The 23,405-nt window shown below is 52.5% G+C and carries 29 protein-coding genes and 1 pseudogene; 21 read left to right on the top strand and 9 right to left on the bottom strand.

Going from position 1 to position 23,405, the window contains the following annotated elements; all coding sequences use genetic code 11:
- Window positions 1–7: 7 nt before the first annotated feature.
- From yedE to ACJHYW_RS14780, 4 genes and pseudogenes are all read left to right on the top strand, one after another.
- Complete coding sequence (gene yedE, locus ACJHYW_RS14795) at window positions 8–1,213, top strand: selenium metabolism membrane protein YedE/FdhT (protein WP_061092993.1); 1,206 nt, start codon at window positions 8–10, stop codon at window positions 1,211–1,213.
- Window positions 1,210–1,443 carry a sulfurtransferase-like selenium metabolism protein YedF gene (gene yedF, locus ACJHYW_RS14790; RefSeq protein WP_000790504.1) on the top strand — a complete coding sequence of 78 codons (234 nt, stop codon included), beginning with the start codon at window positions 1,210–1,212 and terminating at the stop codon, window positions 1,441–1,443. The genes yedE and yedF overlap by 4 nt, the downstream gene beginning before the upstream one ends.
- A 106-nt stretch (window positions 1,444–1,549) precedes the next feature.
- Entirely contained in the window at window positions 1,550–2,218 is a 669-nt protein-coding gene (locus tag ACJHYW_RS14785; protein WP_000334596.1) for an SOS response-associated peptidase, read from the top strand.
- Window positions 2,219–2,455: 237 nt separating this feature from the next.
- Window positions 2,456–2,605: pseudogene (locus ACJHYW_RS14780) on the top strand (integrase); the annotation flags it as partial.
- A 17-nt stretch (window positions 2,606–2,622) separates the two neighbouring features.
- Here ACJHYW_RS14780 and fliE read toward each other — a convergent pair.
- A complete protein-coding gene (gene fliE / locus ACJHYW_RS14775; RefSeq protein WP_001274299.1) occupies window positions 2,623–2,937 on the bottom strand; it encodes a flagellar hook-basal body complex protein FliE in 315 nt (104 codons plus the stop codon).
- Between the two features lie 214 nt (window positions 2,938–3,151).
- Here fliE and fliF point away from each other — a divergent pair, with 214 nt between their 5' ends.
- The 14 genes from fliF (at window position 3,152) to rcsA (ending at window position 14,515) form a co-directional block, all read left to right on the top strand.
- A complete protein-coding gene (fliF, locus tag ACJHYW_RS14770) occupies window positions 3,152–4,810 on the top strand; it encodes a flagellar basal-body MS-ring/collar protein FliF (RefSeq protein WP_061092994.1) in 1,659 nt (552 codons plus the stop codon).
- The gene (fliG, locus tag ACJHYW_RS14765) at window positions 4,803–5,798 is read left to right on the top strand and encodes a flagellar motor switch protein FliG (protein WP_000067950.1); all 996 of its coding nucleotides are present in this window, start codon (window positions 4,803–4,805) and stop codon (window positions 5,796–5,798) included. The genes fliF and fliG overlap by 8 nt, the downstream gene beginning before the upstream one ends.
- Window positions 5,791–6,477 (top strand): flagellar assembly protein FliH, encoded by a 687-nt coding sequence (gene fliH / locus ACJHYW_RS14760; protein ID WP_001282665.1) that lies wholly within the window; start codon window positions 5,791–5,793, stop codon window positions 6,475–6,477. The genes fliG and fliH overlap by 8 nt, the downstream gene beginning before the upstream one ends.
- Window positions 6,477–7,850: a flagellar protein export ATPase FliI gene (gene fliI, locus ACJHYW_RS14755; protein ID WP_000213294.1), complete on the top strand. Its 1,374-nt coding sequence runs from the start codon at window positions 6,477–6,479 to the stop codon at window positions 7,848–7,850. The genes fliH and fliI overlap by 1 nt, the downstream gene beginning before the upstream one ends.
- Before the next feature lie 18 nt (window positions 7,851–7,868).
- Complete coding sequence (fliJ, locus tag ACJHYW_RS14750; protein ID WP_000807584.1) at window positions 7,869–8,312, top strand: flagellar export protein FliJ; 444 nt, start codon at window positions 7,869–7,871, stop codon at window positions 8,310–8,312.
- On the top strand, window positions 8,309–9,436 hold the full coding sequence (locus ACJHYW_RS14745; protein WP_061092995.1) for a flagellar hook-length control protein FliK: 1,128 nt from the start codon (window positions 8,309–8,311) through the stop codon (window positions 9,434–9,436). Before fliJ ends, ACJHYW_RS14745 begins: the two co-directional genes overlap by 4 nt.
- 104 nt (window positions 9,437–9,540) lie before the next feature.
- Window positions 9,541–10,005, top strand: a complete 465-nt coding sequence (fliL, locus tag ACJHYW_RS14740; protein ID WP_000133119.1) for a flagellar basal body-associated protein FliL — start codon at window positions 9,541–9,543, stop codon at window positions 10,003–10,005.
- 4 nt (window positions 10,006–10,009) lie between these two features.
- Window positions 10,010–11,014, top strand: coding sequence for a flagellar motor switch protein FliM (gene fliM, locus ACJHYW_RS14735; RefSeq protein ID WP_001374845.1), 1,005 nt, complete (start codon window positions 10,010–10,012; stop codon window positions 11,012–11,014).
- Window positions 11,011–11,424 carry a flagellar motor switch protein FliN gene (gene fliN, locus ACJHYW_RS14730; RefSeq protein WP_001282098.1) on the top strand — a complete coding sequence of 138 codons (414 nt, stop codon included), beginning with the start codon at window positions 11,011–11,013 and terminating at the stop codon, window positions 11,422–11,424. Before fliM ends, fliN begins: the two co-directional genes overlap by 4 nt.
- 2 nt (window positions 11,425–11,426) lie before the next feature.
- Entirely contained in the window at window positions 11,427–11,792 is a 366-nt protein-coding gene (fliO, locus tag ACJHYW_RS14725; protein WP_001302429.1) for a flagellar biosynthetic protein FliO, read from the top strand.
- On the top strand, window positions 11,792–12,529 hold the full coding sequence (gene fliP / locus ACJHYW_RS14720) for a flagellar type III secretion system pore protein FliP (protein ID WP_001253450.1): 738 nt from the start codon (window positions 11,792–11,794) through the stop codon (window positions 12,527–12,529). Before fliO ends, fliP begins: the two co-directional genes overlap by 1 nt.
- A gap of 9 nt (window positions 12,530–12,538) precedes the next feature.
- Window positions 12,539–12,808 carry a flagellar biosynthesis protein FliQ gene (gene fliQ / locus ACJHYW_RS14715; RefSeq protein WP_280740080.1) on the top strand — a complete coding sequence of 90 codons (270 nt, stop codon included), beginning with the start codon at window positions 12,539–12,541 and terminating at the stop codon, window positions 12,806–12,808.
- A gap of 8 nt (window positions 12,809–12,816) precedes the next feature.
- Window positions 12,817–13,602, top strand: coding sequence for a flagellar biosynthetic protein FliR (gene fliR, locus ACJHYW_RS14710; protein WP_000983977.1), 786 nt, complete (start codon window positions 12,817–12,819; stop codon window positions 13,600–13,602).
- Between the two features lie 289 nt (window positions 13,603–13,891).
- Complete coding sequence (gene rcsA, locus ACJHYW_RS14705) at window positions 13,892–14,515, top strand: transcriptional regulator RcsA (RefSeq protein WP_000104001.1); 624 nt, start codon at window positions 13,892–13,894, stop codon at window positions 14,513–14,515.
- A gap of 43 nt (window positions 14,516–14,558) precedes the next feature.
- Here rcsA and dsrB read toward each other — a convergent pair whose 3' ends face one another.
- Window positions 14,559–14,747, bottom strand: a complete 189-nt coding sequence (dsrB, locus tag ACJHYW_RS14700; RefSeq protein WP_000867217.1) for a protein DsrB — start codon at window positions 14,745–14,747, stop codon at window positions 14,559–14,561.
- 162 nt (window positions 14,748–14,909) lie between these two features.
- On the opposite strand from dsrB, the gene yodD reads away from it, so the two are divergent.
- Complete coding sequence (yodD, locus tag ACJHYW_RS14695; RefSeq protein WP_000844800.1) at window positions 14,910–15,137, top strand: peroxide/acid resistance protein YodD; 228 nt, start codon at window positions 14,910–14,912, stop codon at window positions 15,135–15,137.
- A 297-nt stretch (window positions 15,138–15,434) separates the two neighbouring features.
- A complete protein-coding gene (locus ACJHYW_RS14690) occupies window positions 15,435–16,250 on the top strand; it encodes a mannosyl-3-phosphoglycerate phosphatase-related protein (protein ID WP_061092996.1) in 816 nt (271 codons plus the stop codon).
- Here ACJHYW_RS14690 and dgcQ read toward each other — a convergent pair.
- The 3 genes from dgcQ to ACJHYW_RS14675 all read right to left on the bottom strand — a co-directional run bounded on the left by dgcQ (window position 16,247) and on the right by ACJHYW_RS14675 (window position 19,290).
- Window positions 16,247–17,941 (bottom strand): cellulose biosynthesis regulator diguanylate cyclase DgcQ, encoded by a 1,695-nt coding sequence (gene dgcQ / locus ACJHYW_RS14685; protein ID WP_077249131.1) that lies wholly within the window; start codon window positions 17,939–17,941, stop codon window positions 16,247–16,249. The genes ACJHYW_RS14690 and dgcQ overlap by 4 nt on opposite strands.
- A gap of 170 nt (window positions 17,942–18,111) precedes the next feature.
- On the bottom strand, window positions 18,112–18,294 hold the full coding sequence (locus ACJHYW_RS14680) for a YodC family protein (RefSeq protein ID WP_000009307.1): 183 nt from the start codon (window positions 18,292–18,294) through the stop codon (window positions 18,112–18,114).
- A 78-nt stretch (window positions 18,295–18,372) separates the two neighbouring features.
- On the bottom strand, window positions 18,373–19,290 hold the full coding sequence (locus tag ACJHYW_RS14675) for a DUF808 domain-containing protein (protein WP_000922683.1): 918 nt from the start codon (window positions 19,288–19,290) through the stop codon (window positions 18,373–18,375).
- Between the two features lie 172 nt (window positions 19,291–19,462).
- Between ACJHYW_RS14675 and yedA the strand changes: the two genes are divergently transcribed.
- Window positions 19,463–20,395, top strand: coding sequence for a drug/metabolite exporter YedA (gene yedA, locus ACJHYW_RS14670; RefSeq protein WP_061092998.1), 933 nt, complete (start codon window positions 19,463–19,465; stop codon window positions 20,393–20,395).
- Here the strand turns inward: yedA and vsr are convergent.
- From vsr to drpB, 4 genes are all read right to left on the bottom strand, one after another.
- Window positions 20,384–20,854 carry a VSPR family DNA mismatch endonuclease gene (vsr, locus tag ACJHYW_RS14665; protein WP_000786002.1) on the bottom strand — a complete coding sequence of 157 codons (471 nt, stop codon included), beginning with the start codon at window positions 20,852–20,854 and terminating at the stop codon, window positions 20,384–20,386. The genes yedA and vsr overlap by 12 nt on opposite strands.
- Window positions 20,835–22,253: a DNA-cytosine methyltransferase gene (gene dcm, locus ACJHYW_RS14660; protein ID WP_061092999.1), complete on the bottom strand. Its 1,419-nt coding sequence runs from the start codon at window positions 22,251–22,253 to the stop codon at window positions 20,835–20,837. Before dcm ends, vsr begins: the two co-directional genes overlap by 20 nt.
- 66 nt (window positions 22,254–22,319) lie before the next feature.
- Entirely contained in the window at window positions 22,320–23,015 is a 696-nt protein-coding gene (locus ACJHYW_RS14655) for a phosphohydrolase (protein WP_000365553.1), read from the bottom strand.
- A gap of 39 nt (window positions 23,016–23,054) precedes the next feature.
- Complete coding sequence (gene drpB, locus ACJHYW_RS14650) at window positions 23,055–23,336, bottom strand: cell division protein DrpB (RefSeq protein ID WP_001297704.1); 282 nt, start codon at window positions 23,334–23,336, stop codon at window positions 23,055–23,057.
- Between the last annotated feature and the right edge of the window lie 69 nt (window positions 23,337–23,405).

Here is a 23,405-nt window from a genome sequence, read left to right as displayed (position 1 = left end):
TACATTCATGTCATGGCAGCAATTCAAACACGCCTGGTTGATCAAATTCTGGGCGCCCATCCCCGCGGTCATCGCGGCGGGTATTCTCTCCACTTACTACTTTGGCATCACTGGCACCTTTTGGGCTGTCACGGGTGAATTTACCCGTTGGGGCGGTCAGCTCCTGCAGCTGTTCGGCGTCCATGCTGAAGAGTGGGGTTATTTTAAAATTATCCATCTGGAAGGATCGCCATTAACCCGCATCGACGGCATGATGATCCTCGGTATGTTTGGCGGCTGCTTTGCTGCAGCGCTGTGGGCCAACAATATCAAACTACGCATGCCGCGCAGCCGTATCCGCATTATGCAGGCCATCATTGGCGGCATTATCGCTGGTTTTGGCGCGCGTCTGGCAATGGGCTGTAACCTGGCGGCGTTCTTTACCGGTATTCCTCAGTTCTCGCTGCATGCCTGGTTCTTTGCCATCGCCACTGCCATTGGTTCATGGTTTGGCGCGCGCTTTACCCTGCTGCCCATCTTCCGTATTCCCGTGAAAATGCAGAAAGTTTCTGCCGCCTCACCGCTGACGCAAAAACCGGATCAGGCGCGGCGTCGTTTTCGTCTCGGGATGCTGGTCTTTTTCGGCATGCTGGGCTGGGCGCTGCTCACGGCGATGAACCAACCAAAACTGGGGCTGGCAATGCTGTTTGGCGTCGGCTTTGGTTTACTGATTGAACGTGCGCAAATCTGCTTTACTTCGGCGTTCCGCGATATGTGGATCACCGGACGTACCCATATGGCGAAAGCAATCATTATCGGTATGGCGGTGAGTGCCATCGGGATCTTCAGTTACGTACAGTTAGGCGTTGAACCCAAAATCATGTGGGCGGGACCAAACGCGGTAATTGGTGGTTTACTGTTTGGTTTTGGCATCGTGCTGGCAGGCGGCTGCGAAACCGGCTGGATGTACCGCGCGGTAGAAGGCCAGGTGCACTACTGGTGGGTCGGTCTGGGCAACGTGATCGGCTCAACGATTCTGGCGTATTACTGGGATGATTTCGCTCCGGCGCTGGCCACCGACTGGGACAAAATCAACCTGCTGAAAACCTTTGGCCCGATGGGTGGCCTGCTGGTGACATATTTGCTGTTGTTTACTGCGCTGATGTTGATTATCGGCTGGGAAAAACGCTTCTTCCGCCGTGCGGCACCGCAGACTGCTAAGGAGATCGCATGAAAAATATCGTTCCTGATTACCGCCTTGATATGGTGGGTGAACCCTGCCCTTATCCGGCAGTCGCAACTCTTGAGGCGATGCCGCAGTTAAAAAAAGGGGAAATCCTGGAAGTGGTGAGCGACTGTCCACAGTCGATCAATAATATTCCACTGGATGCGCGTAATCACGGCTATACGGTGCTGGATATTCAGCAAGACGGGCCGACCATTCGTTATTTAATTCAGAAGTAATCCCTCATTCCCGCTGTGGCCCACAGCGGGAACATCGTTGCCTCTGACACATAGATTTTACCCGCCCCCTCTCCTATTCTTTTCAGTATGATCTCAGGAGGTTTCTATGTGTGGACGCTTTGCCCAATCCCAAACGCGTGAAGATTACCTTGCGCTTCTCGCGGAAGATATTGAACGCGATATTCCCTACGATCCCGAACCCATTGGCAGATACAACGTCGCGCCGGGAACCAAAGTTCTTCTGCTCAGTGAACGTGATGAACACCTTCATCTGGATCCGGTTTTCTGGGGATATGCTCCCGGATGGTGGGATAAACCGCCGCTGATTAACGCCCGCGTAGAAACTGCGGCCACCAGTCGTATGTTTAAACCGCTCTGGCAACATGGTCGGGCAATCTGTTTTGCCGATGGCTGGTTTGAGTGGAAAAAAGAAGGCGACAAAAAACAGCCTTATTTTATCTATCGCGCTGATGGACAACCTGTTTTTATGGCCGCGATAGGTAGCACACCGTTTGAGCGCGGTGACGAAGCCGAAGGATTTTTAATTGTCACTGCAGCAGCAGACCAGGGTCTGGTAGATATTCATGACCGCCGCCCGCTGGTTCTGTCGCCAGAAGCTGCACAGGAATGGATGCGGCAAGAGATTGGCGGTAAAGAAGCATCAGAAATTGCTACCAACGGCTGTGTGCCAGCAAACCAGTTCACCTGGCACCCGGTATCGCGCGCGGTGGGTAATATCAAAAACCAGGGAGCGGAGTTAATTCAACCGGTTTGATAAGCCAGGAGACTATTGATCAATAATACTGCGTCATAAGAAATCTCTATTAGACAAAGTAGACGCTCCTTCCACATGCGCCACAAGAAACCTCTATTCCAGTGACACAATTACGCCTGATTATTTCCCTAGCCCGGAATATGAATAAAAACATCAACAAAGATTAAATTATTCAAACGTTACTGTTGCGTCTGCGGTCGTAACAACAACCGACCTGGTGATGCGTGTTAAAGGAGACACTCTGATGTTCAGGGGGGTTATCACGTATACGGATCGTGGATGGCAGAAAACAATCAGGATCAGGTATCCATTTTAAACCAGAAATTGAGTGAGTTTGCCCCATCCATGCCCCACGCTGTGGGATCGGATGTAATTAAACAAGCATAGTCAACAGGTTACAAAACCTACACCTGCATGGACATCACTTCCTGATACGCCGCCACCAGCTTATTACGCACCTGAATCCCCATTTGCATTGAAACTGAGGCTTTTTGCATATCGGTCATCACATCGTTTAACGCCACGCCGGGTTCACCGAGGGTGAATTTTTCTGCCTGCGTGCGGGCGGCTGTTTGTGTATCGCTTATGCGATCGAGCGCGGCGTGCAGCTGCCCGGCAAAACTAATGGTCGGTTGTGGCAGTGATTCCTGCGCACGCGCACTCATCGCCGTAGCCTGTAACTGGCTGATAACCCCTTCAATCCCCTGTATCGCTGACATTTTCGTCTCCCGAATAATTTCTGGTAGCAAAGCCTACCAGTAAGTCAATAAGACAAAGGCGCTAAATAGCAACAAAAAAACGGGTTTATTGGCGGATAGAAAAAAACGAAAGCACAAATAATGGCAGCGTCAATTTTTCGAGTTTGCTGACCCGGGAGTGAGTCTTGTTCCACTTTGCCAATAACGCCGTCCATAATCAGCCACGAGGTGCGCGATGAATGCGACTGCAGCCCAGACAAAATCTCTTGAGTGGCTTAATCGCCTGCGTGCGAATCCGAAAATTCCATTGATTGTTGCCGGTTCCGCGGCAGTGGCGGTCATGGTCGCACTGATCCTGTGGGCGAAAGCCCCCGACTACCGCACATTATTCAGCAATCTTTCCGATCAGGATGGTGGCGCAATTGTCAGCCAACTGACGCAAATGAATATTCCTTACCGCTTCAGCGAAGCCAGCGGCGCTATTGAAGTTCCGGCAGATAAAGTTCACGAACTGCGTCTGCGCCTGGCACAACAAGGTTTGCCCAAAGGCGGCGCGGTCGGTTTCGAACTACTCGATCAGGAAAAGTTTGGTATCAGCCAGTTCAGCGAACAGGTGAATTATCAGCGGGCGCTGGAAGGCGAGCTTTCTCGTACCATCGAAACTATCGGCCCGGTAAAAGGGGCGCGCGTACATCTGGCAATGCCGAAACCGTCTTTATTCGTCCGTGAACAAAAATCCCCTTCTGCATCGGTGACGGTAAATCTGTTACCCGGCCGCGCACTCGATGAAGGGCAAATTAGCGCCATTGTGCATCTGGTTTCCAGCGCCGTTGCTGGTCTGCCGCCGGGAAACGTCACGCTGGTGGATCAGGGCGGACATCTGTTAACCCAGTCCAATACCAGCGGGCGCGATCTTAATGATGCTCAGTTGAAATATGCCAGCGATGTCGAAGGCCGTATTCAGCGGCGTATTGAAGCAATCCTGTCGCCTATTGTTGGTAACGGTAATATTCACGCCCAGGTCACGGCGCAGCTGGACTTCGCCAGTAAAGAACAAACGGAAGAACAGTATCGCCCTAACGGTGATGAATCTCATGCGGCGCTTCGTTCACGCCAGCTTAATGAGAGCGAGCAAAGCGGTTCCGGTTATCCGGGCGGCGTACCGGGGGCGTTGTCGAATCAACCGGCACCTGCGAATAACGCGCCAATCAGCACGCCTCCGGCAAATCAAAATAACCGCCAGCAGCAGGCGAGCACCACCAGCAATAGCGGGCCGCGTAGCACACAGCGGAATGAAACCAGTAACTACGAAGTCGATCGCACCATTCGTCATACCAAAATGAACGTGGGCGATGTGCAACGTCTGTCAGTCGCGGTAGTGGTGAATTACAAAACCTTGCCAGACGGTAAACCGTTGCCTCTCAGCAACGAACAGATGAAGCAAATTGAAGATCTGACCCGCGAGGCGATGGGCTTTTCTGAAAAACGCGGTGACTCGCTCAATGTCGTCAACTCGCCGTTCAATAGCAGTGACGAAAGCGGCGGAGAACTGCCGTTCTGGCAACAGCAAGCGTTTATCGATCAGTTACTTGCTGCCGGTCGCTGGTTGCTGGTACTGCTGGTGGCGTGGCTGCTGTGGCGGAAAGCGGTACGCCCGCAGCTAACACGTCGCGCCGAGGCGGTGAAGACTGTGCAGCAACAGGCGCAGGCCCGCGAGGAAGTGGAAGATGCGGTGGAAGTCCGTCTGAGCAAAGACGAACAACTCCAACAACGGCGCGCTAACCAACGACTGGGGGCAGAAGTCATGAGCCAGCGTATCCGTGAAATGTCTGATAACGATCCGCGCGTGGTGGCGCTGGTCATTCGCCAGTGGATAAATAACGATCATGAGTAACCTGACAGGCACCGATAAAAGCGTCATCCTGCTGATGACCATTGGCGAAGACCGGGCGGCAGAGGTGTTCAAGCACCTCTCCCAGCGCGAGGTGCAAACCCTGAGCGCTGCAATGGCGAACGTCACGCAGATTTCCAACAAGCAGCTAACCGATGTGCTGGCGGAGTTTGAGCAAGAAGCTGAACAGTTTGCCGCACTGAATATCAACGCCAACGATTATCTGCGTTCGGTATTGGTCAAAGCTCTGGGTGAAGAACGTGCCGCCAGCCTGCTGGAAGATATTCTCGAAACTCGCGATACCGCCAGCGGTATTGAAACGCTCAACTTTATGGAGCCGCAGAGCGCCGCCGATCTGATTCGCGATGAGCATCCGCAAATTATCGCCACCATTCTGGTGCATCTGAAGCGCGCCCAGGCCGCCGATATTCTGGCGTTGTTCGATGAACGTCTGCGCCACGACGTGATGTTGCGTATCGCCACCTTTGGCGGCGTGCAGCCTGCCGCGCTGGCGGAGCTGACCGAAGTACTGAATGGCTTGCTCGACGGTCAGAATCTCAAGCGCAGTAAAATGGGCGGCGTGAGAACAGCAGCCGAAATTATCAACCTGATGAAAACTCAGCAGGAAGAAGCCGTTATTACCGCCGTGCGTGAATTCGACGGCGAGCTGGCGCAGAAAATCATCGACGAGATGTTCCTGTTCGAGAATCTGGTGGATGTCGACGATCGCAGCATTCAGCGACTGTTGCAGGAAGTGGATTCCGAATCGCTGTTGATCGCGCTGAAAGGGGCCGAGCAGCCACTGCGCGAGAAATTCCTGCGCAATATGTCGCAGCGTGCCGCCGATATTCTGCGCGACGATCTCGCCAACCGTGGTCCGGTGCGTCTGTCGCAGGTGGAAAACGAACAGAAAGCGATTCTGCTGATTGTGCGCCGCCTTGCCGAAACCGGCGAGATGGTGATTGGCAGCGGCGAGGATACCTATGTCTGATAATCTGCCGTGGAAAACCTGGATGCCGGACGATCTCGCGCCACCACAGGCGGAGTTTGTGCCAATGGTCGAGCCGGAAGAAACCATCATTGAAGAGGCCGAACCCAGCCTTGAGCAGCAACTGGCGCAACTGCAAATGCAGGCCCACGAGCAAGGTTATCAGGCGGGGATTGCCGAAGGTCGCCAGCAAGGTCATGAGCAGGGCTATCAGGAAGGCCTGGCCCAGGGGCTGGAACAAGGTCTGGCAGAGGCGAAGTCTCAACAAGCGCCAATTCATGCCCGGATGCAGCAACTGGTCAGCGAATTTCAAACTACCCTTGATGCGCTTGATAGTGTGATTGCTTCGCGCCTGATGCAGATGGCGCTGGAGGCGGCACGCCAGGTGATCGGTCAGACGCCAACGGTGGACAACTCGGCACTGATCAAACAGATCCAACAGTTGTTGCAGCAAGAACCGTTGTTCAGCGGTAAACCGCAGCTGCGCGTGCACCCCGATGATCTGCAACGTGTTGATGATATGCTCGGCGCAACTTTAAGTTTGCATGGCTGGCGCTTGCGGGGCGATCCCACCCTCCATCCTGGCGGCTGTAAAGTCTCCGCCGATGAAGGCGATCTCGACGCCAGTGTCGCCACCCGCTGGCAAGAACTCTGCCGTCTGGCAGCACCAGGAGTGGTGTAATGACCACGCGCCTGACTCGCTGGCTAACCACGCTGGATAACTTCGAAGCTAAAATGGCGCAGTTGCCTGCGGTACGTCGCTACGGGCGATTAACCCGCGCTACCGGGCTGGTGCTGGAAGCCACCGGATTACAATTGCCGCTCGGCGCAACCTGTGTGATTGAGCGCCAGAACGGCAGCGAAACTCACGAAGTAGAAAGCGAAGTCGTTGGCTTTAACGGTCAACGGCTGTTTTTAATGCCGCTGGAGGAAGTCGAAGGTGTCCTGCCCGGCGCGCGTGTTTATGCCAAAAACATTTCGGCAGAAGGGCTGCAAAGCGGCAAGCAGTTGCCGCTCGGTCCGGCGTTATTAGGTCGCGTTCTGGACGGCAGCGGTAAACCGCTTGATGGCCTCCCCTCCCCCGATACGACGGAAACCGGTGCGCTGATTACCCCGCCATTTAACCCATTGCAACGTACACCGATTGAACATGTGCTGGACACCGGCGTGCGCCCAATCAATGCCCTGCTTACCGTCGGGCGCGGGCAGCGTATGGGGCTGTTTGCCGGGTCCGGAGTTGGTAAAAGTGTGCTGCTGGGGATGATGGCCCGTTACACCCGCGCCGATGTCATTGTCGTGGGTTTGATTGGTGAACGAGGGCGCGAAGTAAAAGATTTTATTGAGAATATCCTCGGTGCCGAAGGACGTGCACGCTCCGTGGTGATTGCCGCTCCAGCGGATGTTTCTCCGCTCCTGCGAATGCAGGGTGCCGCCTATGCCACGCGCATTGCCGAAGATTTTCGCGATCGTGGTCAGCATGTGTTGCTGATTATGGACTCCCTCACCCGCTACGCGATGGCCCAGCGTGAAATTGCGCTGGCGATTGGCGAACCACCTGCCACTAAAGGTTATCCACCGTCGGTGTTTGCCAAATTACCGGCACTGGTCGAGCGTGCCGGAAATGGCATTAGCGGCGGCGGCTCGATTACCGCGTTTTATACCGTGCTCACCGAAGGCGATGACCAGCAGGACCCCATTGCCGACTCCGCGCGGGCAATCCTCGACGGTCACATTGTGCTGTCTCGCCGACTGGCGGAAGCCGGGCACTATCCGGCTATCGATATTGAAGCGTCGATCAGCCGCGCAATGACGGCGTTGATCAGCGAGCAACATTATGCGCGAGTGCGCACCTTCAAACAGCTGTTGTCGAGTTTTCAGCGTAACCGCGATCTGGTTAGCGTCGGTGCGTATGCCAAAGGCAGCGATCCAATGCTCGATAAAGCCATCGCCCTGTGGCCGCAGCTGGAGGGCTATTTGCAACAAGGCATTTTTGAACGCGCGGACTGGGAAGCGTCTCTCCAGGGGCTGGAGCGTATTTTCCCGACAGTGTCATAACCCAGGAGATAACGGCAGATGGCAGAACATGGTGCGCTGGCGACCCTGAAAGATCTGGCAGAAAAAGAGGTAGAGGATGCCGCGCGCCTGCTGGGTGAAATGCGTCGCGGATGTCAGCAGGCGGAAGAACAGCTCAAAATGCTGATCGATTATCAGAATGAATATCGCAATAACCTCAATAGCGATATGAGTGCCGGGATGACCAGCAACCGCTGGATCAACTATCAGCAGTTTATCCAGACGCTGGAAAAAGCCATTACTCAGCATCGCCAGCAACTTAATCAGTGGACGCAGAAAGTTGACATTGCCCTGAACAGCTGGCGAGAAAAGAAACAACGTTTGCAGGCCTGGCAGACACTGCAGGAACGGCAATCCACGGCGGCACTGCTTGCAGAAAACCGCCTCGATCAGAAAAAGATGGATGAGTTCGCCCAGCGCGCCGCCATGAGGAAACCTGAATGATTCGCATAGCGCCCTTGATTACCGCTGACGTTGATAACGCCACATTGCCTGGCGGCAAAGCCAGCGATGCTGCACAAGATTTTCTCGCGTTGTTGAGCGAAGCATTAACAGGTGAGGCAACAACCGACAAAGCGACTCCCCAGTTGCTGGTGGCAACAGATAAGCCCACGGCAAAAGGCGAGCCGCTGGTCAGCGATATTCTTTCAGACGCGCAACAAGCAGATTTACTGATCCCTGTGGATGAAACACCGCCTGTCATCAACGACGAACAATCCACATTAACACCGTTAACCACCGCTCAGACGATAACGTTGGCTGCGGCGGCTGACAACAATACGGCAAAAGACGAAAAAGCGGATGATCTGAATGAAGACGTCACCGCAAGCCTGAGTGCCCTTTTTGCGATGTTGCCGGGTTTTGACAATACGCCCAAAGTGACTGATGCACCGTCAACCGTGTTACCGACAGAGAAACCAACGCTTTTCACAAAACTGACTTCTGCGCAACTCACTACAGCACAGCCTGATGACGGCCCCGGCACGCCAGCTCAGCCATTAACACCGCTGGTAGCAGAAGCCCAGAGTAAAGCGGAAGTCATCAGCACGCCTTCGTCGGTGACCGCTGCCGCCAGCCCGCTAATCACTCCACACCAGACACAGCCACTGCCCACCGTCGCCGCGCCTGTTTTGAGTGCACCGCTGGGTTCTCACGAATGGCAACAATCATTAAGCCAGCATATTTCGCTGTTCACCCGCCAGGGGCAACAAAGTGCAGAGTTGCGTCTGCACCCACAGGATTTAGGTGAAGTGCAAATTTCCCTCAAAGTGGATGATAACCAGGCGCAAATCCAGATGGTTTCACCGCATCAGCACGTACGCGCCGCCCTGGAAGCAGCGCTGCCGGTACTGCGTACGCAGCTGGCCGAAAGTGGCATTCAGTTAGGGCAAAGCAACATCAGTGGCGAAAGCTTTAGTGGTCAGCAGCAGGCCGCTTCCCAACAACAGCAAAGCCAACGCACAGCAAACCATGAACCTCTGGCGGGGGAAGACGACGATACGCTTCCGGTTCCCGTCTCTTTACAAGGGCGTGTAACAGGCAACAGCGGCGTTGATATTTTCGCCTAACGTCAGAGGTAGCACCGTAATCCGCGTCTTTTCCCCGCTTTGTTGCGCTCAAGACGCAGGATAATTAGCCGATAAGCAGTAGCGATACAGGAAGACCGCAACACATGACTGATTACGCGATAAGCAAGAAAAGCAAGCGATCGCTTTGGATCCCGATTCTGGTATTCATTACCCTCGCGGCCTGTGCCAGCGCAGGTTACAGCTACTGGCATTCGCATCAGGTTGCCGCTGAAGACAAAGCGCAGCAACGCGTCGTGCCCTCCCCGGTCTTCTATGCGCTGGATACCTTTACAGTCAATCTGGGCGATGCGGATCGCGTGCTTTATATCGGCATAACCCTGCGACTGAAAGATGAAGCTACCCGCTCGCGGCTGAGTGAGTATTTGCCGGAAGTCCGTAGCCGTTTGCTGTTACTGTTTTCGCGTCAGGATGCTGCCGTACTGGCGACAGAAGAAGGCAAGAAAAACCTGATTGCCGAGATTAAAACCACACTTTCCACCCCGCTTGTTGCCGGGCAACCGAAACAGGATGTCACCGACGTGCTGTATACCGCTTTTATTCTGCGATAACGACATGGGCGATAGTATTCTTTCTCAAGCTGAAATTGATGCGCTGTTGAATGGTGACAGCGAAGTCAAAGACGAACCGACGGCCAGTGTTAGCGGCGATAGTGACATTCGTCCGTACGATCCGAATACCCAACGACGGGTTGTGCGCGAACGTTTGCAGGCGCTGGAAATCATTAATGAGCGCTTTGCCCGCCATTTTCGTATGGGGCTGTTCAACCTGCTGCGCCGTAGCCCGGATATTACCGTCGGGGCCATCCGCATTCAGCCGTACCATGAATTTGCCCGCAACCTGCCGGTGCCGACCAACCTGAACCTTATCCATCTGAAACCGCTGCGCGGCACAGGGCTGGTGGTGTTCTCACCGAGTCTGGTGTTTATCGCTGTGGATAACCTGTTTGGCGGCGATGGACGCTTCCCGACCAAAGTGGAAGGCCGCGAGTTTACCCATACAGAACAGCGCGTCATCAATCGCATGTTAAAGCTGGCGCTTGAAGGCTATAGCGACGCCTGGAAGGCGATTAATCCGCTGGAAGTTGAGTACGTGCGTTCGGAAATGCAGGTGAAATTTACCAATATCACCACCTCGCCGAACGACATTGTGGTTAACACGCCGTTCCATGTGGAGATTGGCAACCTGACCGGCGAATTTAATATCTGCCTGCCATTCAGCATGATCGAGCCGCTACGGGAATTGTTGGTTAACCCGCCGCTGGAAAACTCGCGTAATGAAGATCAGAACTGGCGCGATAACCTGGTGCGCCAGGTGCAGCATTCACAGCTGGAACTGGTGGCCAACTTTGCCGATATCTCGCTACGCCTGTCGCAGATTTTAAAACTGAAACCCGGCGACGTCCTGCCGATAGAAAAACCCGATCGCATCATCGCCCATGTTGACGGCGTCCCGGTGCTGACCAGTCAGTACGGCACCCTCAACGGTCAGTATGCGTTACGGATAGAACATTTGATTAACCCGATTTTAAATTCTCTGAACGAGGAACAGCCCAAATGAGTGACATGAATAATCCGGCCGATGACAACAACGGCGCAATGGACGATCTGTGGGCTGAAGCGTTGAGCGAGCAAAAATCAACCAGCAGCAAAAGCGCTGCCGACGCGGTGTTCCAGCAATTTGGCGGTGGTGATGTCAGCGGAACGTTGCAGGATATCGACCTGATTATGGATATTCCGGTCAAGCTGACCGTCGAGCTGGGCCGCACACGAATGACCATCAAAGAGTTATTGCGTCTGACGCAAGGGTCCGTCGTGGCGCTGGACGGTCTGGCGGGCGAACCGCTGGATATTCTGATCAACGGTTATTTAATTGCTCAGGGCGAAGTTGTCGTAGTCGCTGATAAATATGGCGTGCGGATCACCGATATCATTACTCCGTCTGAGCGGATGCGTCGCCTGAGCCGTTAGTGATGAATAACCACGCTACTGTGCAATCTTCCGCGCCGGTATCTGCTGCGCCACTGCTGCAGGTGAGCGGCGCACTCATCGCCATTATTGCCCTGATCCTCGCTGCTGCCTGGCTGGTAAAACGGCTGGGATTTGCCCCGAAACGCACTGGCGTTAACGGTCTGAAAATTAGCGCCAGTGCTTCACTGGGCGCGCGTGAACGGGTTGTGGTTGTCGATGTGGAAGATGCACGGCTGGTGCTCGGCGTTACCGCAGGGCAAATCAATCTGCTGCATAAACTTCCCCCTTCAGCACCAACGGAAGAGATACCGCAGACCGATTTTCAGTCGGTTATGAAAAACTTGCTTAAGCGTAGCGGGAGATCCTGATGCGTCGTTTGTTGTCTGTCGCACCTGTCCTTCTCTGGCTGGTTACGCCCCTCGCCTTCGCGCAACTGCCGGGTATCACCAGCCAGCCGCTGCCTGGCGGTGGACAAAGCTGGTCGCTCCCGGTGCAGACGCTGGTGTTCATCACCTCGTTGACGTTTATTCCGGCAATTTTACTGATGATGACCAGTTTCACCCGCATCATCATTGTTTTTGGTTTATTGCGTAACGCGTTGGGAACACCCTCCGCGCCACCTAACCAGGTATTGCTGGGACTGGCGCTGTTTTTGACCTTTTTTATTATGTCGCCGGTGATCGATAAAATTTATGTCGATGCGTACCAGCCATTCAGCGAAGAGAAAATCTCAATGCAGGAGGCGCTGGAAAAAGGGGCGCAGCCGCTGCGTGAGTTTATGCTGCGTCAGACCCGTGAGGCGGATTTAGGGTTGTTTGCCAGACTGGCGAATACTGGCCCGTTGCAGGGACCTGAAGCTGTGCCGATGCGCATTTTGCTCCCGGCCTACGTGACCAGCGAGTTGAAAACCGCATTTCAGATAGGCTTCACGATTTTCATTCCTTTTTTGATTATCGACCTGGTGATTGCCAGCGTGTTGATGGCATTGGGGATGATGATGGTTCCCCCAGCCACCATTGCTCTGCCCTTTAAACTGATGCTGTTTGTACTGGTGGATGGCTGGCAATTGCTGGTCGGTTCGCTGGCGCAGAGCTTTTACAGCTAGAGAGGCAAAATGACACCTGAATCGGTCATGATGATGGGGACTGAAGCGATGAAAGTCGCGCTGGCAATGGCTGCCCCACTGTTGCTGGTGGCGCTGGTCACGGGTCTTATCATCAGTATTTTGCAGGCCGCCACCCAGATTAACGAAATGACGCTGTCGTTTATTCCGAAAATCATCGCCGTATTTATCGCCATTATTATTGCCGGACCGTGGATGCTCAATCTGTTGCTGGATTACGTCCGCACCTTGTTCACTAACCTGCCGTATATCATCGGGTAGGCCGTACAATGATGCAGGTAACAAGCGATCAATGGCTTTCCTGGTTAAGCCTGTACTTCTGGCCGTTACTGCGCGTGCTGGCGCTCATTTCTACCGCACCAATTCTGAGCGAACGCAGCGTGCCGAAACGGGTAAAACTGGGTCTGGCAATGATGATCACGTTCGCTATTGCCCCATCATTACCTGCCAACGATGTTCCTGTTTTTTCGTTCTTTGCTCTGTGGCTGGCCGTGCAGCAGATCCTGATCGGCATTGCGCTTGGGTTTACCATGCAATTTGCCTTTGCCGCTGTGCGAACCGCTGGTGAAATTATCGGTCTGCAAATGGGGCTGTCATTTGCGACGTTTGTCGATCCGGCCAGCCATCTCAATATGCCCGTTTTAGCGCGTATCATGGATATGCTGGCGTTACTGCTGTTCCTGACATTTAACGGTCATTTATGGTTGATTTCACTGCTGGTCGATACCTTTCACACCCTGCCAATTGGTGGCGAACCGTTGAACAGCAATGCGTTTCTGGCACTCACCAAAGCAGGGAGTTTGATTTTCCTTAACGGGCTGATGCTGGCATTACCGCTCATTACTCTGCTGCTGACCCTGAATCTGGCATTAGGCTTACTTAATCGTATGGCCCCGCAATTATCCATTTTTGTTATTGGATTTCCATTAACTCTGACTGTCGGTATCTCTTTAATGGCGGCATTAATGCCGTTAATTGCGCCTTTTTGCGAACATTTATTCAGTGAGATGTTTAATTTGCTGGCTGATATTATTAGTGAATTGCCATTAATATAATTCCGTAACGTTTATCATGTTATCCTAAGGATTATCCGAAAAATAATACCTACGAACATCTTCCAGGATACTCCTGCGGCGAAATATTTGTTTTAAGCTCACTCACATATCGCAACATTTACTTTACTTTAAGACAATTCCAGGCAAATTATACAACACTTTACGGGATAGTAAGTCCGCCTGAAAAATCGCGAGAGTGGCGCATTAGGTGACCCATGTTGTTCCGTTTAGTCATGATGAAATATTCAGGTAAGGGGAATTATCGTTACGCATTGAGTGAGGGTATGCCATGTCAACGATTATTATGGATTTATGTAGTTACACCCGACTAGGTTTAACCGGGTATCTGTTGAGTAGAGGGGTTAAAAAAAGAGAAATCAACGACATTGAAACCGTTGATGACCTTGCCATAGCTTGTGATTCACAGCGCCCTTCAGTGGTGTTTATTAATGAGGACTGTTTCATCCACGATGCTTCTAACAGTCAGCGTATCAAGCTCATCATTAATCAACATCCCAATACGTTATTTATCGTTTTTATGGCAATTGCCAATGTTCATTTTGATGAATATCTATTGGTCAGAAAAAATTTATTGATCAGTTCTAAATCGATTAAACCGGAATCTCTCGACGATATCCTTGGCGATATTCTGAAAAAAGAGACAACGATAACCTCGTTTTTAAATATGCCGACGTTATCATTGAGCCGAACCGAATCGAGTATGTTGCGAATGTGGATGGCAGGTCAGGGAACCATTCAAATCTCTGACCAAATGAATATCAAAGCCAAGACCGTTTCATCGCATAAAGGTAATATTAAACGTAAGATCAAAACGCATAATAAACAGGTTATCTACCATGTCGTCCGACTGACGGATAATGTGACTAATGGTATTTTTGTCAACATGCGCTAACACATTCTGACTGGTGGTTTCCCACCAGTCAGGCTGAATTAGATTACTCTGCTTTCTCCACAAAGATACCGTCCTGATGCCCTGCTTCATTAAAGAACCAGATGCCGAGCGGGTAGTCTTCCAGCGAAACCAGGTACATTGTGCCTTCACTAAACTCCTCAACTGCCAGTACCACGCCAGGACGACGCGGACCGCCATCCGTTTTGACTGTTACCCGATCATTCACCTTCATCGTTTTCCTCCTGTGGCTTTGTGCCAGTGTAGAACAATTTCGTTTTTCTGGCAGCGCCAGGCGCGCGCGAGTGCTGATTTTCTCGACGGTCTATACTTAAGAGATGCCAGGCGGACTTAACGACTGGCGGCAACAACAGAGTAACGGTTGCGAGGAAAGATGATGAAAACCGCAAAAGAGTACAGCGATACCGCAAAACGTGAGGTCAGCGTCGATGTCGATGCCCTGCTGGCGGCGATCAATGAAATTAGCGAAAGCGAAGTTCATCGCAGCCAGAACGATTCTGAACACGTTAGCGTCGATGGACGTGAATATCATACATGGCGTGAATTGGCGGATGCCTTCGAACTGGATATTCATGACTTCAGCGTCTCTGAAGTGAATCGTTGAATGCACAATAAAAAAATCCCGACCCTGAGGGGGTCGGGATGAAACTTGCTTAAGCAAGAAGCACTTAAAAAATTCGTTACACCAGGAAATCTGATGTGTTCATCACCTTATCCGCAATTTTTTTCGCTGACAAGAAAATATTCGTGATATGAATGATTAACGCTACTTATGAATAGAAATGTGACGCGCGTCACCCCTTGGTGGCTCTGGCGTCAACGGGATCGCTCCCGAAAAAATCATCTTTGATAATTTGTGCTGTTTTGAGAATCATCCTGGTAAGGGGAGTACTGCGCAACCATGCTTTCAATTCAACAACCACTACTGGTTTTTAGCGATCTTGATGGCACCCTGCTGGACAGTCATAGTTATGACTGGCAACCAGCTGCCCCCTGGCTCAGCCGTTTACGCGAAGCGAATGTTCCCGTCATTCTCTGTAGCAGTAAGACATCAGCCGAAATGCTGTACTTGCAAAAAACGTTGGGGCTACAAGGTTTACCGCTGATTGCCGAAAATGGCGCAGTGATCCAGCTTGCTGAGCAATGGCAGGATATAGACGGTTTTCCACGCATCATCTCAGGTATTAGCCATGGCGAAATCAGCCAGGTTTTAAATACGCTACGCGAGAAAGAACATTTTAAATTCACAACTTTTGATGATGTCGACGATGCAACCATCGCCGAATGGACGGGATTAAGCCGTAGCCAGGCGGCGCTGACGCAGCTACATGAGGCGTCGGTAACGCTAATCTGGCGCGACAGTGACGAGCGTATGGCACAATTTACCGCTCGTCTGAACGAACTGGGCTTGCAGTTTATGCAGGGTGCGCGCTTCTGGCACGTCCTGGATGCCTCTGCCGGAAAAGATCAGGCTGCCAACTGGATTATCGCGACCTATCAACAATCGTCAGGCAAACGCCCAACCACACTTGGCCTGGGCGATGGGCCAAACGATGCGCCCTTACTGGAGGTAATGGATTACGCGGTGATTGTGAAAGGGTTAAACCGTGATGGGGTGCATCTGCATGATGAGGATCCGGCCCGCGTCTGGCGAACGCAGCGTGAAGGACCGGAAGGCTGGCGTGAAGGGCTGGACCATTTTTTCTCCGCCCGTTAAGCGTTATCGCTCGCGAATACCCGATTGCGCCCGGCCTGTTTAGCGAGATAAAGCCGACGGTCGGCCAGTGACTGGAGTTGTTCAAAATCATAATCACCGGTTTCCTCGCTGCTGCTTACCCCCAGCGAGGCACTGATGCGTATCGTCGTACTCTTGGCGATCAACATCTCTTTTTCAATTAACTTCAGGCGAATACGTTCTGCGACCTCCGCAGCCTGCGTCAGACTCGCGCCAGGCAGAATCACACAAAACTCCTCACCACCGACCCGCCCGGCAACGTCCTGCGCACGCAAGGAACTGCTAATTAATCCGGCAGCATGGGAAAGAACACGGTCGCCCGCCTGATGACCAAAGCGGTCATTAATCGCTTTAAAATGGTCAAGGTCGACCTGAATGACAGAAAAAGGATGTTGGTGCGTCTGACACAATTTAGCGAGCGGACGGGCTTTTTCGAACAGTGCGCCACGGTTATATAAACGCGTTAAGGTGTCGTGCCACGCCTGCCACTGCAACGAGCTTTGCAAAACATACATGTTGCTAACCATCCGGCGAATCACATACCAGGAGATGAGTAACATGGTGGTAAAGAGCGCCCACAGCAGAGTTAATGCAATGCTGATACTGCCGAAATCACCACGCACGCCTTCGCTTAGCGTATGGACGCGCACCAGCACACCGTCGAAATGGTCCAGACGTTCCCAGCTAACATAACGACTGTTCATACGAATGCCGCCCCGCGTGTCATGTTCCATTGCCTGCGCCAGCAAGGCCAGTTCACGAGGATCAAAAATATTCCCTGTTGGATGGTCAGGATTGGAAGAGGTCAAAAATCTCAGCTTACTGTCATAGAGCTGATACTCACCATCGAGGTTTTTATCGATGGCGTTTCTTAAAAATTGCTGCATAGTACGCACGGGAATACTCATCCCCAGCACGCCATACCAGTAGTTATTACTGTCTACCGGAACACTGACGGTAACCTGCGGTTCAGTATTGCTGGCGTGTTCCGGTTGCGAAGTGAACCAGCGTACCGCGCGGTGACGATTTTCTCGTTGCGAATGGCCGATAAACCAGGGTTGGGTGACATAGCCGTAATAACGCGTTGGTACATTGCGCGTAAACAAGGTCGGCTGCGTCGAAACGTAAAATCCGGCACGCGAGACATACATCGCCTGTTCAACCATCGACGAGGAGTTGTGCGCCAGTCGCAGCAAGTAACCAACTTCCAGTGCAGCGGTAATTTCATTGTCGAGGCTTTCATTTTCGCGAGACAGGAGATTCCCCTCGCTGACTAATGCATCCGATACGCCATTGACTGGCAGGGTGCGCCGTCGGTTGAGTTCGATTTGCCAGGCGTGCTCGTCGCGATGCTGTTCGAACTCGGTTACGGCATTACGCAGAGAGGTGAAATCCAGTGGCGCTACGAGAGCTTCGCGCATGCCATTACGCAAAAAGATCAGTTTGTCGACGTTATACTGCAAATGCTTATCGAGCGCGTTGGCTACGTTTTCCAGATGATTACGCTGGCTGGAGATATAGGCATCTTCCAGCACTACCACTTCACGCCAGGTCAGCAAGGTGGAAAAAAGCAATACCACGATAAAGCAGAGATTAACGATATGACCAGGCCCCAGGCGGCGTGCGAGTTTTTTCAACCAGCTCTGGTTTTCCATTTTTGTCTCGTGCTGCACCCTGACGACTCCAAACCTGCTTTTTTATGATTCTGGCATAACCCGGCGATAACGTACCGCAAAACAGCGATAATTTTATAATGGTGGCATGATAAGACGCGACTATCATTCATTGCAGGCATTGGCACACCAGGCCGGATGTGATCCGGCCTGGTGTTAATGATACCCTTTCAAACTTCTTCCGCAGAACGACTCCCCTCCCCCGGAACAAGCTCGGTTTCATGAAAAGCTTCCCGCTTGACCCCGTAACCGTCATACCAACGACACTCAACCATACCGCTGGAGTATCCAGTGACAATCATCCGCGGGCCGCCCTCTTTAACCGTAACTTCCTCACTAACCATAAAGCTCATACTCGCCTCCTTTTTTCGAGTGAAACTTGTTCACCTTAGTTGAAGATGGCGAATTTTGCATAATAGCCTGTGCGAGTATTAATGTGCCTGACCGCGCATTTTCGCTACGGCTTTCACTCCCAGCACCACGATGCCGCCGATGATAAATCCAAGAATCAGATTTAAAACAGTCGGTAATATCATCGCCACCACTGCACTTTGCTGCCCGGCGAAATGTTCAATGGCGTGATGCAACGGCGCAATACCATGTACCACAATCCCGCCGCCGACGAGGAACATCGCCAGCGTGCCGACAATCGATAATGCTTTCATCAGCCAGGGCGCGATAATCAATAACCCTTTACCTAATGCCTGCATCAGCGCGCTGGATTTTTCCGCCAGCCAATACCCCAGGTCATCAATCTTAACGATAACCCCTACCAGACCGTAGACGCCCACGGTCACTACCAGCGCGATGCCTGAAAGCACCAGCACCTGATTAAGCAACGGTGCCTCTGCCACAATCCCCAGCGTGATGGCGACGATTTCCGCAGACAAAATAAAATCGGTACGAATCGCCCCTTTTATTTTGTCTTTTTCAAACTTCAGCGGATCCTGCGCCGCCAGCTTCTCCAGACGCTGCTGACTCTGCGCCGGATCTTCTTTATGTTTACGCGCCTCCAGCATATGCAGCACTTTCTCTACCCCTTCAAAGCAGAGAAACGCGCCGCCAATCATCAACAGTGGCGTAATCGCCCACGGGATAAACGCACTGATGATCAGCGCCAGCGGCACCAGAATCACTTTATTGATCAGCGATCCTTTCGCCACGCCCCAGACCACGGGAAGTTCCCGGTTGGCGCGCACGCCTGAAACTTGTTGCGCATTGAGCGATAAATCATCCCCTAATACACCGGCGGTTTTCTTCGCCGCCAGTTTGCCCATCACGGAGATATCGTCCAGCAGTGTGGCGATATCATCGAGCAACGTCAGTAAACTACTCCCGGCCAAAAGCATTCCCTCTCATTTTTATTTTTGAAGGGTGTAAGTATGAAGCAAAAACGGCAGCTCTGATACTTGCTTCACAGGTCAACATTTTTTTAACAATCAAGTGCAATTATATCTCTCGCCAGCAGAATGATTTTCACGTTTACTATGAACCACCTTTTTATTTCCACCGTGAGGGATTATGCGTTTCCGCCAGTTGTTACCGCTTTTTGGCGCGCTGTTTGCGTTGTATATCATTTGGGGCTCAACCTATTTTGTCATTCGGATTGGAGTGGAAAGCTGGCCTCCATTAATGATGGCGGGCGTTCGATTCCTGGCAGCCGGTATTTTATTGCTGGCATTTTTGCTACTGCGCGGACACAAACTTCCCCCGCCACGTCCGCTGCTCAATGCCGTGCTGATTGGCCTGTTATTGCTGGCTGTCGGTAATGGCATGGTGACGGTTGCCGAACATCAAAATGTTCCTTCCGGCATCGCCGCCGTAGTGGTTGCAACCGTGCCCCTCTTTACCCTGTGCTTCAGCCGCCTGTTTGGCATTAAAACGCGCAAACTGGAATGGGTGGGTATCGCCATTGGGCTTGCCGGAATCATCATGCTCAATAGCGGTGGAAACTTAAGCGGCAATCCGTGGGGCGCGATTCTTATTTTAATCGGCTCGATTAGCTGGGCGTTTGGCTCGGTTTATGGCTCGGTTTATGGCTCGCGCATTACCTTACCTGTAGGGATGATGGCGGGTGCGATTGAGATGCTGGCGGCTGGCGTGGTGTTAATGATTGCGTCGATGATTGCGGGTGAAAAACTGACGGCGCTCCCTTCCCTTTCAGGCTTCCTTGCGGTCGGCTATCTGGCGCTGTTTGGTTCGATTATCGCCATTAACGCTTATATGTATTTAATCCGCAACGTCAGTCCGGCTCTCGCCACCAGCTACGCCTACGTTAACCCGGTGGTTGCGGTCTTGCTGGGTACGGGACTGGGCGGCGAAACGCTGTCGAAGATTGAATGGCTGGCGCTCGGCGTGATTGTCTTCGCAGTGGTACTGGTCACGTTGGGAAAATATCTCTTCCCGGCCAAACCCGTTGTCGCGCCAGTTATTCAGGATGCATCAAGCGAGTAAATGAATCCCCTGCGTGTCGATCTGCGCGCTGGCACCTTCGCCGCAGATCCACTCTTCCAGACGCTCGGTAAGCGCCGCATCCGTCAGCTTCTCGCGCCCACGTAACGCACACTCCCAGACAATCAGTACGCGCCAGCCAAGCTCCTGCAAGCGACTGATATCACGGCGATCCCGCTCAACATTTTTACCTATCTTCTCCAGCCAGAACTCGGTTCGAGTCGCAGGCACTTTAAACAGATAGCAGTGATGATGATGCCAGAAGCAGCCATGGGTAAATATCACGCAGCGATATTCATCAACGACAAAATCCGGGCGTCCGGGCAGACTGGCGTCCTGAACGCGAAACGCCAGGCCCTGCCCGGTTAACAGACTGGCGAGGCGCTTCTCTATCGCCGTATCACGCGTGGCAATCGCGCGCATATTTTTGCTGCGAGTGGCCTTATCGTGAACGTCGGCCATGTTGTGCCTCTTGCTGACGCAACGCCACCGCCTGTTTGATTTTTGGCTCAAGCAGTTTTGCCACCGCGGCAAAGACCGGCACGACCACCGAGTTACCGAACTGGCGATAGGCCTGAGTGTCCGAAACCGGAATGCGGAATTTCGCTTCTCCCGGCGCTTCAAAACCCATTAAGCGCGCGCATTCACGAGGCGTTAACCGACGTGGACGATGTTGCTGATTCAGCGGATCGTCAAAGTCTTTCTCACCCGTGGCCATATCCCAGCCGCGGTCGATTAAAATTTCCGCGCCATCCTTGTAATAACGCGCAGACAGCGTACGGGTGACGCTTTGCGGATTGTTCGGATAAACCATTCCATAACCGAAGCCGTTACCGCGCGCCTGATGTTTTTTCGCATATCGATAGAGGTACTTCCACAGCACCGGCGTCAGGATATATTTTGCCTCAACCATCGGGTCCAGCAGCTGCGCCAGCGTCACTCGCTGTGCAGGGAAACATTTGCTGATATCACGCAGAGTAAAATCGGCTTTCAGATTCAGATCGCGACGAAAACCCACCAGCACGATGCGTTCACGGTGCTGCGGCAGGAAATGTTTACCATCGATGATTTTCGGATCGTCCGGCCCGTTATCTTCTGCATCAGCCACGTCATAGCCCAGTTCGTCCAGCGTCTGCATGATGATGCGGAACGTTTTACCCTGGTCGTGACTTTTCAGGTTTTTGACGTTTTCGAGCACAAACATCGCCGGACGACGCGCGTCGATAATGCGCACCACATCAAAGAACAGCGTGCCCTGGGTATCGCAGGCAAAACCGTGCGCCCGCCCGAGCGAGTTCTTTTTCGATACGCCAGCCAGCGAAAATGGCTGACAAGGAAAACCCGCCAGTAATACATCGTGTTCAGGAATGTGTTGACGAATATGTTCCGCCGCCGCCTCATCACTCACGCCTTCTTTATGGCTGAGGGTGATGTCGCGGATATCTTCATTAAAATGATGCGTCGCCGGGTCGCAATAATGGTTGGCTTTATAAGTGCGTACCGCATGTTTGTTCCATTCGCTGGTAAACACGCACTGTCCGCCAATCGATTCAAAACCGCGACGAATGCCGCCAATTCCGGCGAATAGATCGATAAAGCGAAACGCATAATGCGGATGATGTGCCGGTGGTTTGGGTAACAACGTTTGCAGATGGGCGAACTCTTTCTCACTTAAACGGTGCCATACCGAGTCATTCGCCAGCGCACGTTTTAAAATTGCCGCGCTCCAGTGATTCTCACCCACACCATTAAGCTGCGCCACCAGCGTTTTAACATCATAAATTTGCAGCAGTTTCTCCAGCATTACCTGTGCGGCATTCCCGGTGCTGTATGAATCGGTTACTGATAAATTTTCCTGCATAGATTTAACCGGCCATCTGAGATGGCCGACAGGTTAACATAATTACAGCCATTTAGGGCCACGCGCTCAGCCCGCGGGTGAAAACGCATCTATCACCTTGTGATCGACACCTTCATTCTCCCCCGCCAGTTCGGCACTGAGCTTCGCCATAAACTCGACTAAAAATTGCGCGTTGTGCTGCGCCAGCTGCTTGCCTCTTGCGGTTTGCATGGTTTGCGGTAGCTTCAGCAACTTAGTCTGGAAATGATCCAGCGCGTAGCGTTTATCATCAAGCGGACGATGCTGTGCGAACGGATCTTCACCATCAAACAGCGCCACGCCCAATGCCCCTGAAACGGCAAACACGCGCGCCAGGCCAATCGCCCCCAGGGCTTCCAGCCGATCCGCATCCTGGACGATTTTAGCTTCCGTTGTTAAGGGGGCGATTTGCGCGCTGAAACTGTGAGCGGCAATGGCATGACAAACGGCCTCGATTTTCTCCGCCGGAAATTGCACGAACTCTTCACGGAGCAGGCGACGCGTCTCTTCTGCCGCCAGGATTGAAGAACGCTGCCGTTGTGGATGATCTTTCGCCAGGCTCACAATATCGTGAAAATAACAGGCGGTTAAAATCACCAGCATATCGACATCGTCATCTGCCGCCAGCTTCTGTGCCGTAGCCCAGACGCGGCGAAAATGACATACGTCATGGGCCGCGTCCTGGTGCTGATGATGGTTTTTCAACCAGTTTTCGAACTGTGCCTGCCAGTGTTGTAAGTCCATACGCGCTCCGTTGCCAAAGAGTCGCAACCTTAGCAGTTTTTATTCATAGCGTCTGCTACGTGCGGGACGAGGTCGGGTGTACCAGGCAATGCTGCCTAACAATGCCCCAACCAGAGCCATAAATAAAAAGCCGACCAATGCTCCTAACCACTTCCCCGCGGTAGATCCTAAATCACTTTCAAATCCCGACACGGGGGCATCGGGGATCCGGCTCATTACCCAGATGTATCGCGCCATTGCCCAGACGAAATAGCCACACCATGTATAGAAAGCCCACAAAGCCAATTTGCCGCCAGGGCTGCGAGAGAGTCTCTCTTCCATCTTTGTCGAACCGTATTCCATTTTGAGATAACCCGGAAAATTCAGACTTAGAACTATTATGTGATAAAA

The sequence above is a fragment of the Escherichia sp. WS3063 genome, assembly GCF_046486595.1.
Classification (GTDB): domain Bacteria; phylum Pseudomonadota; class Gammaproteobacteria; order Enterobacterales; family Enterobacteriaceae; genus Escherichia; species Escherichia coli.
Note: the sequence above shows the minus strand (reverse complement) of the source record. Positions and strands in the feature narration are given on the sequence as shown.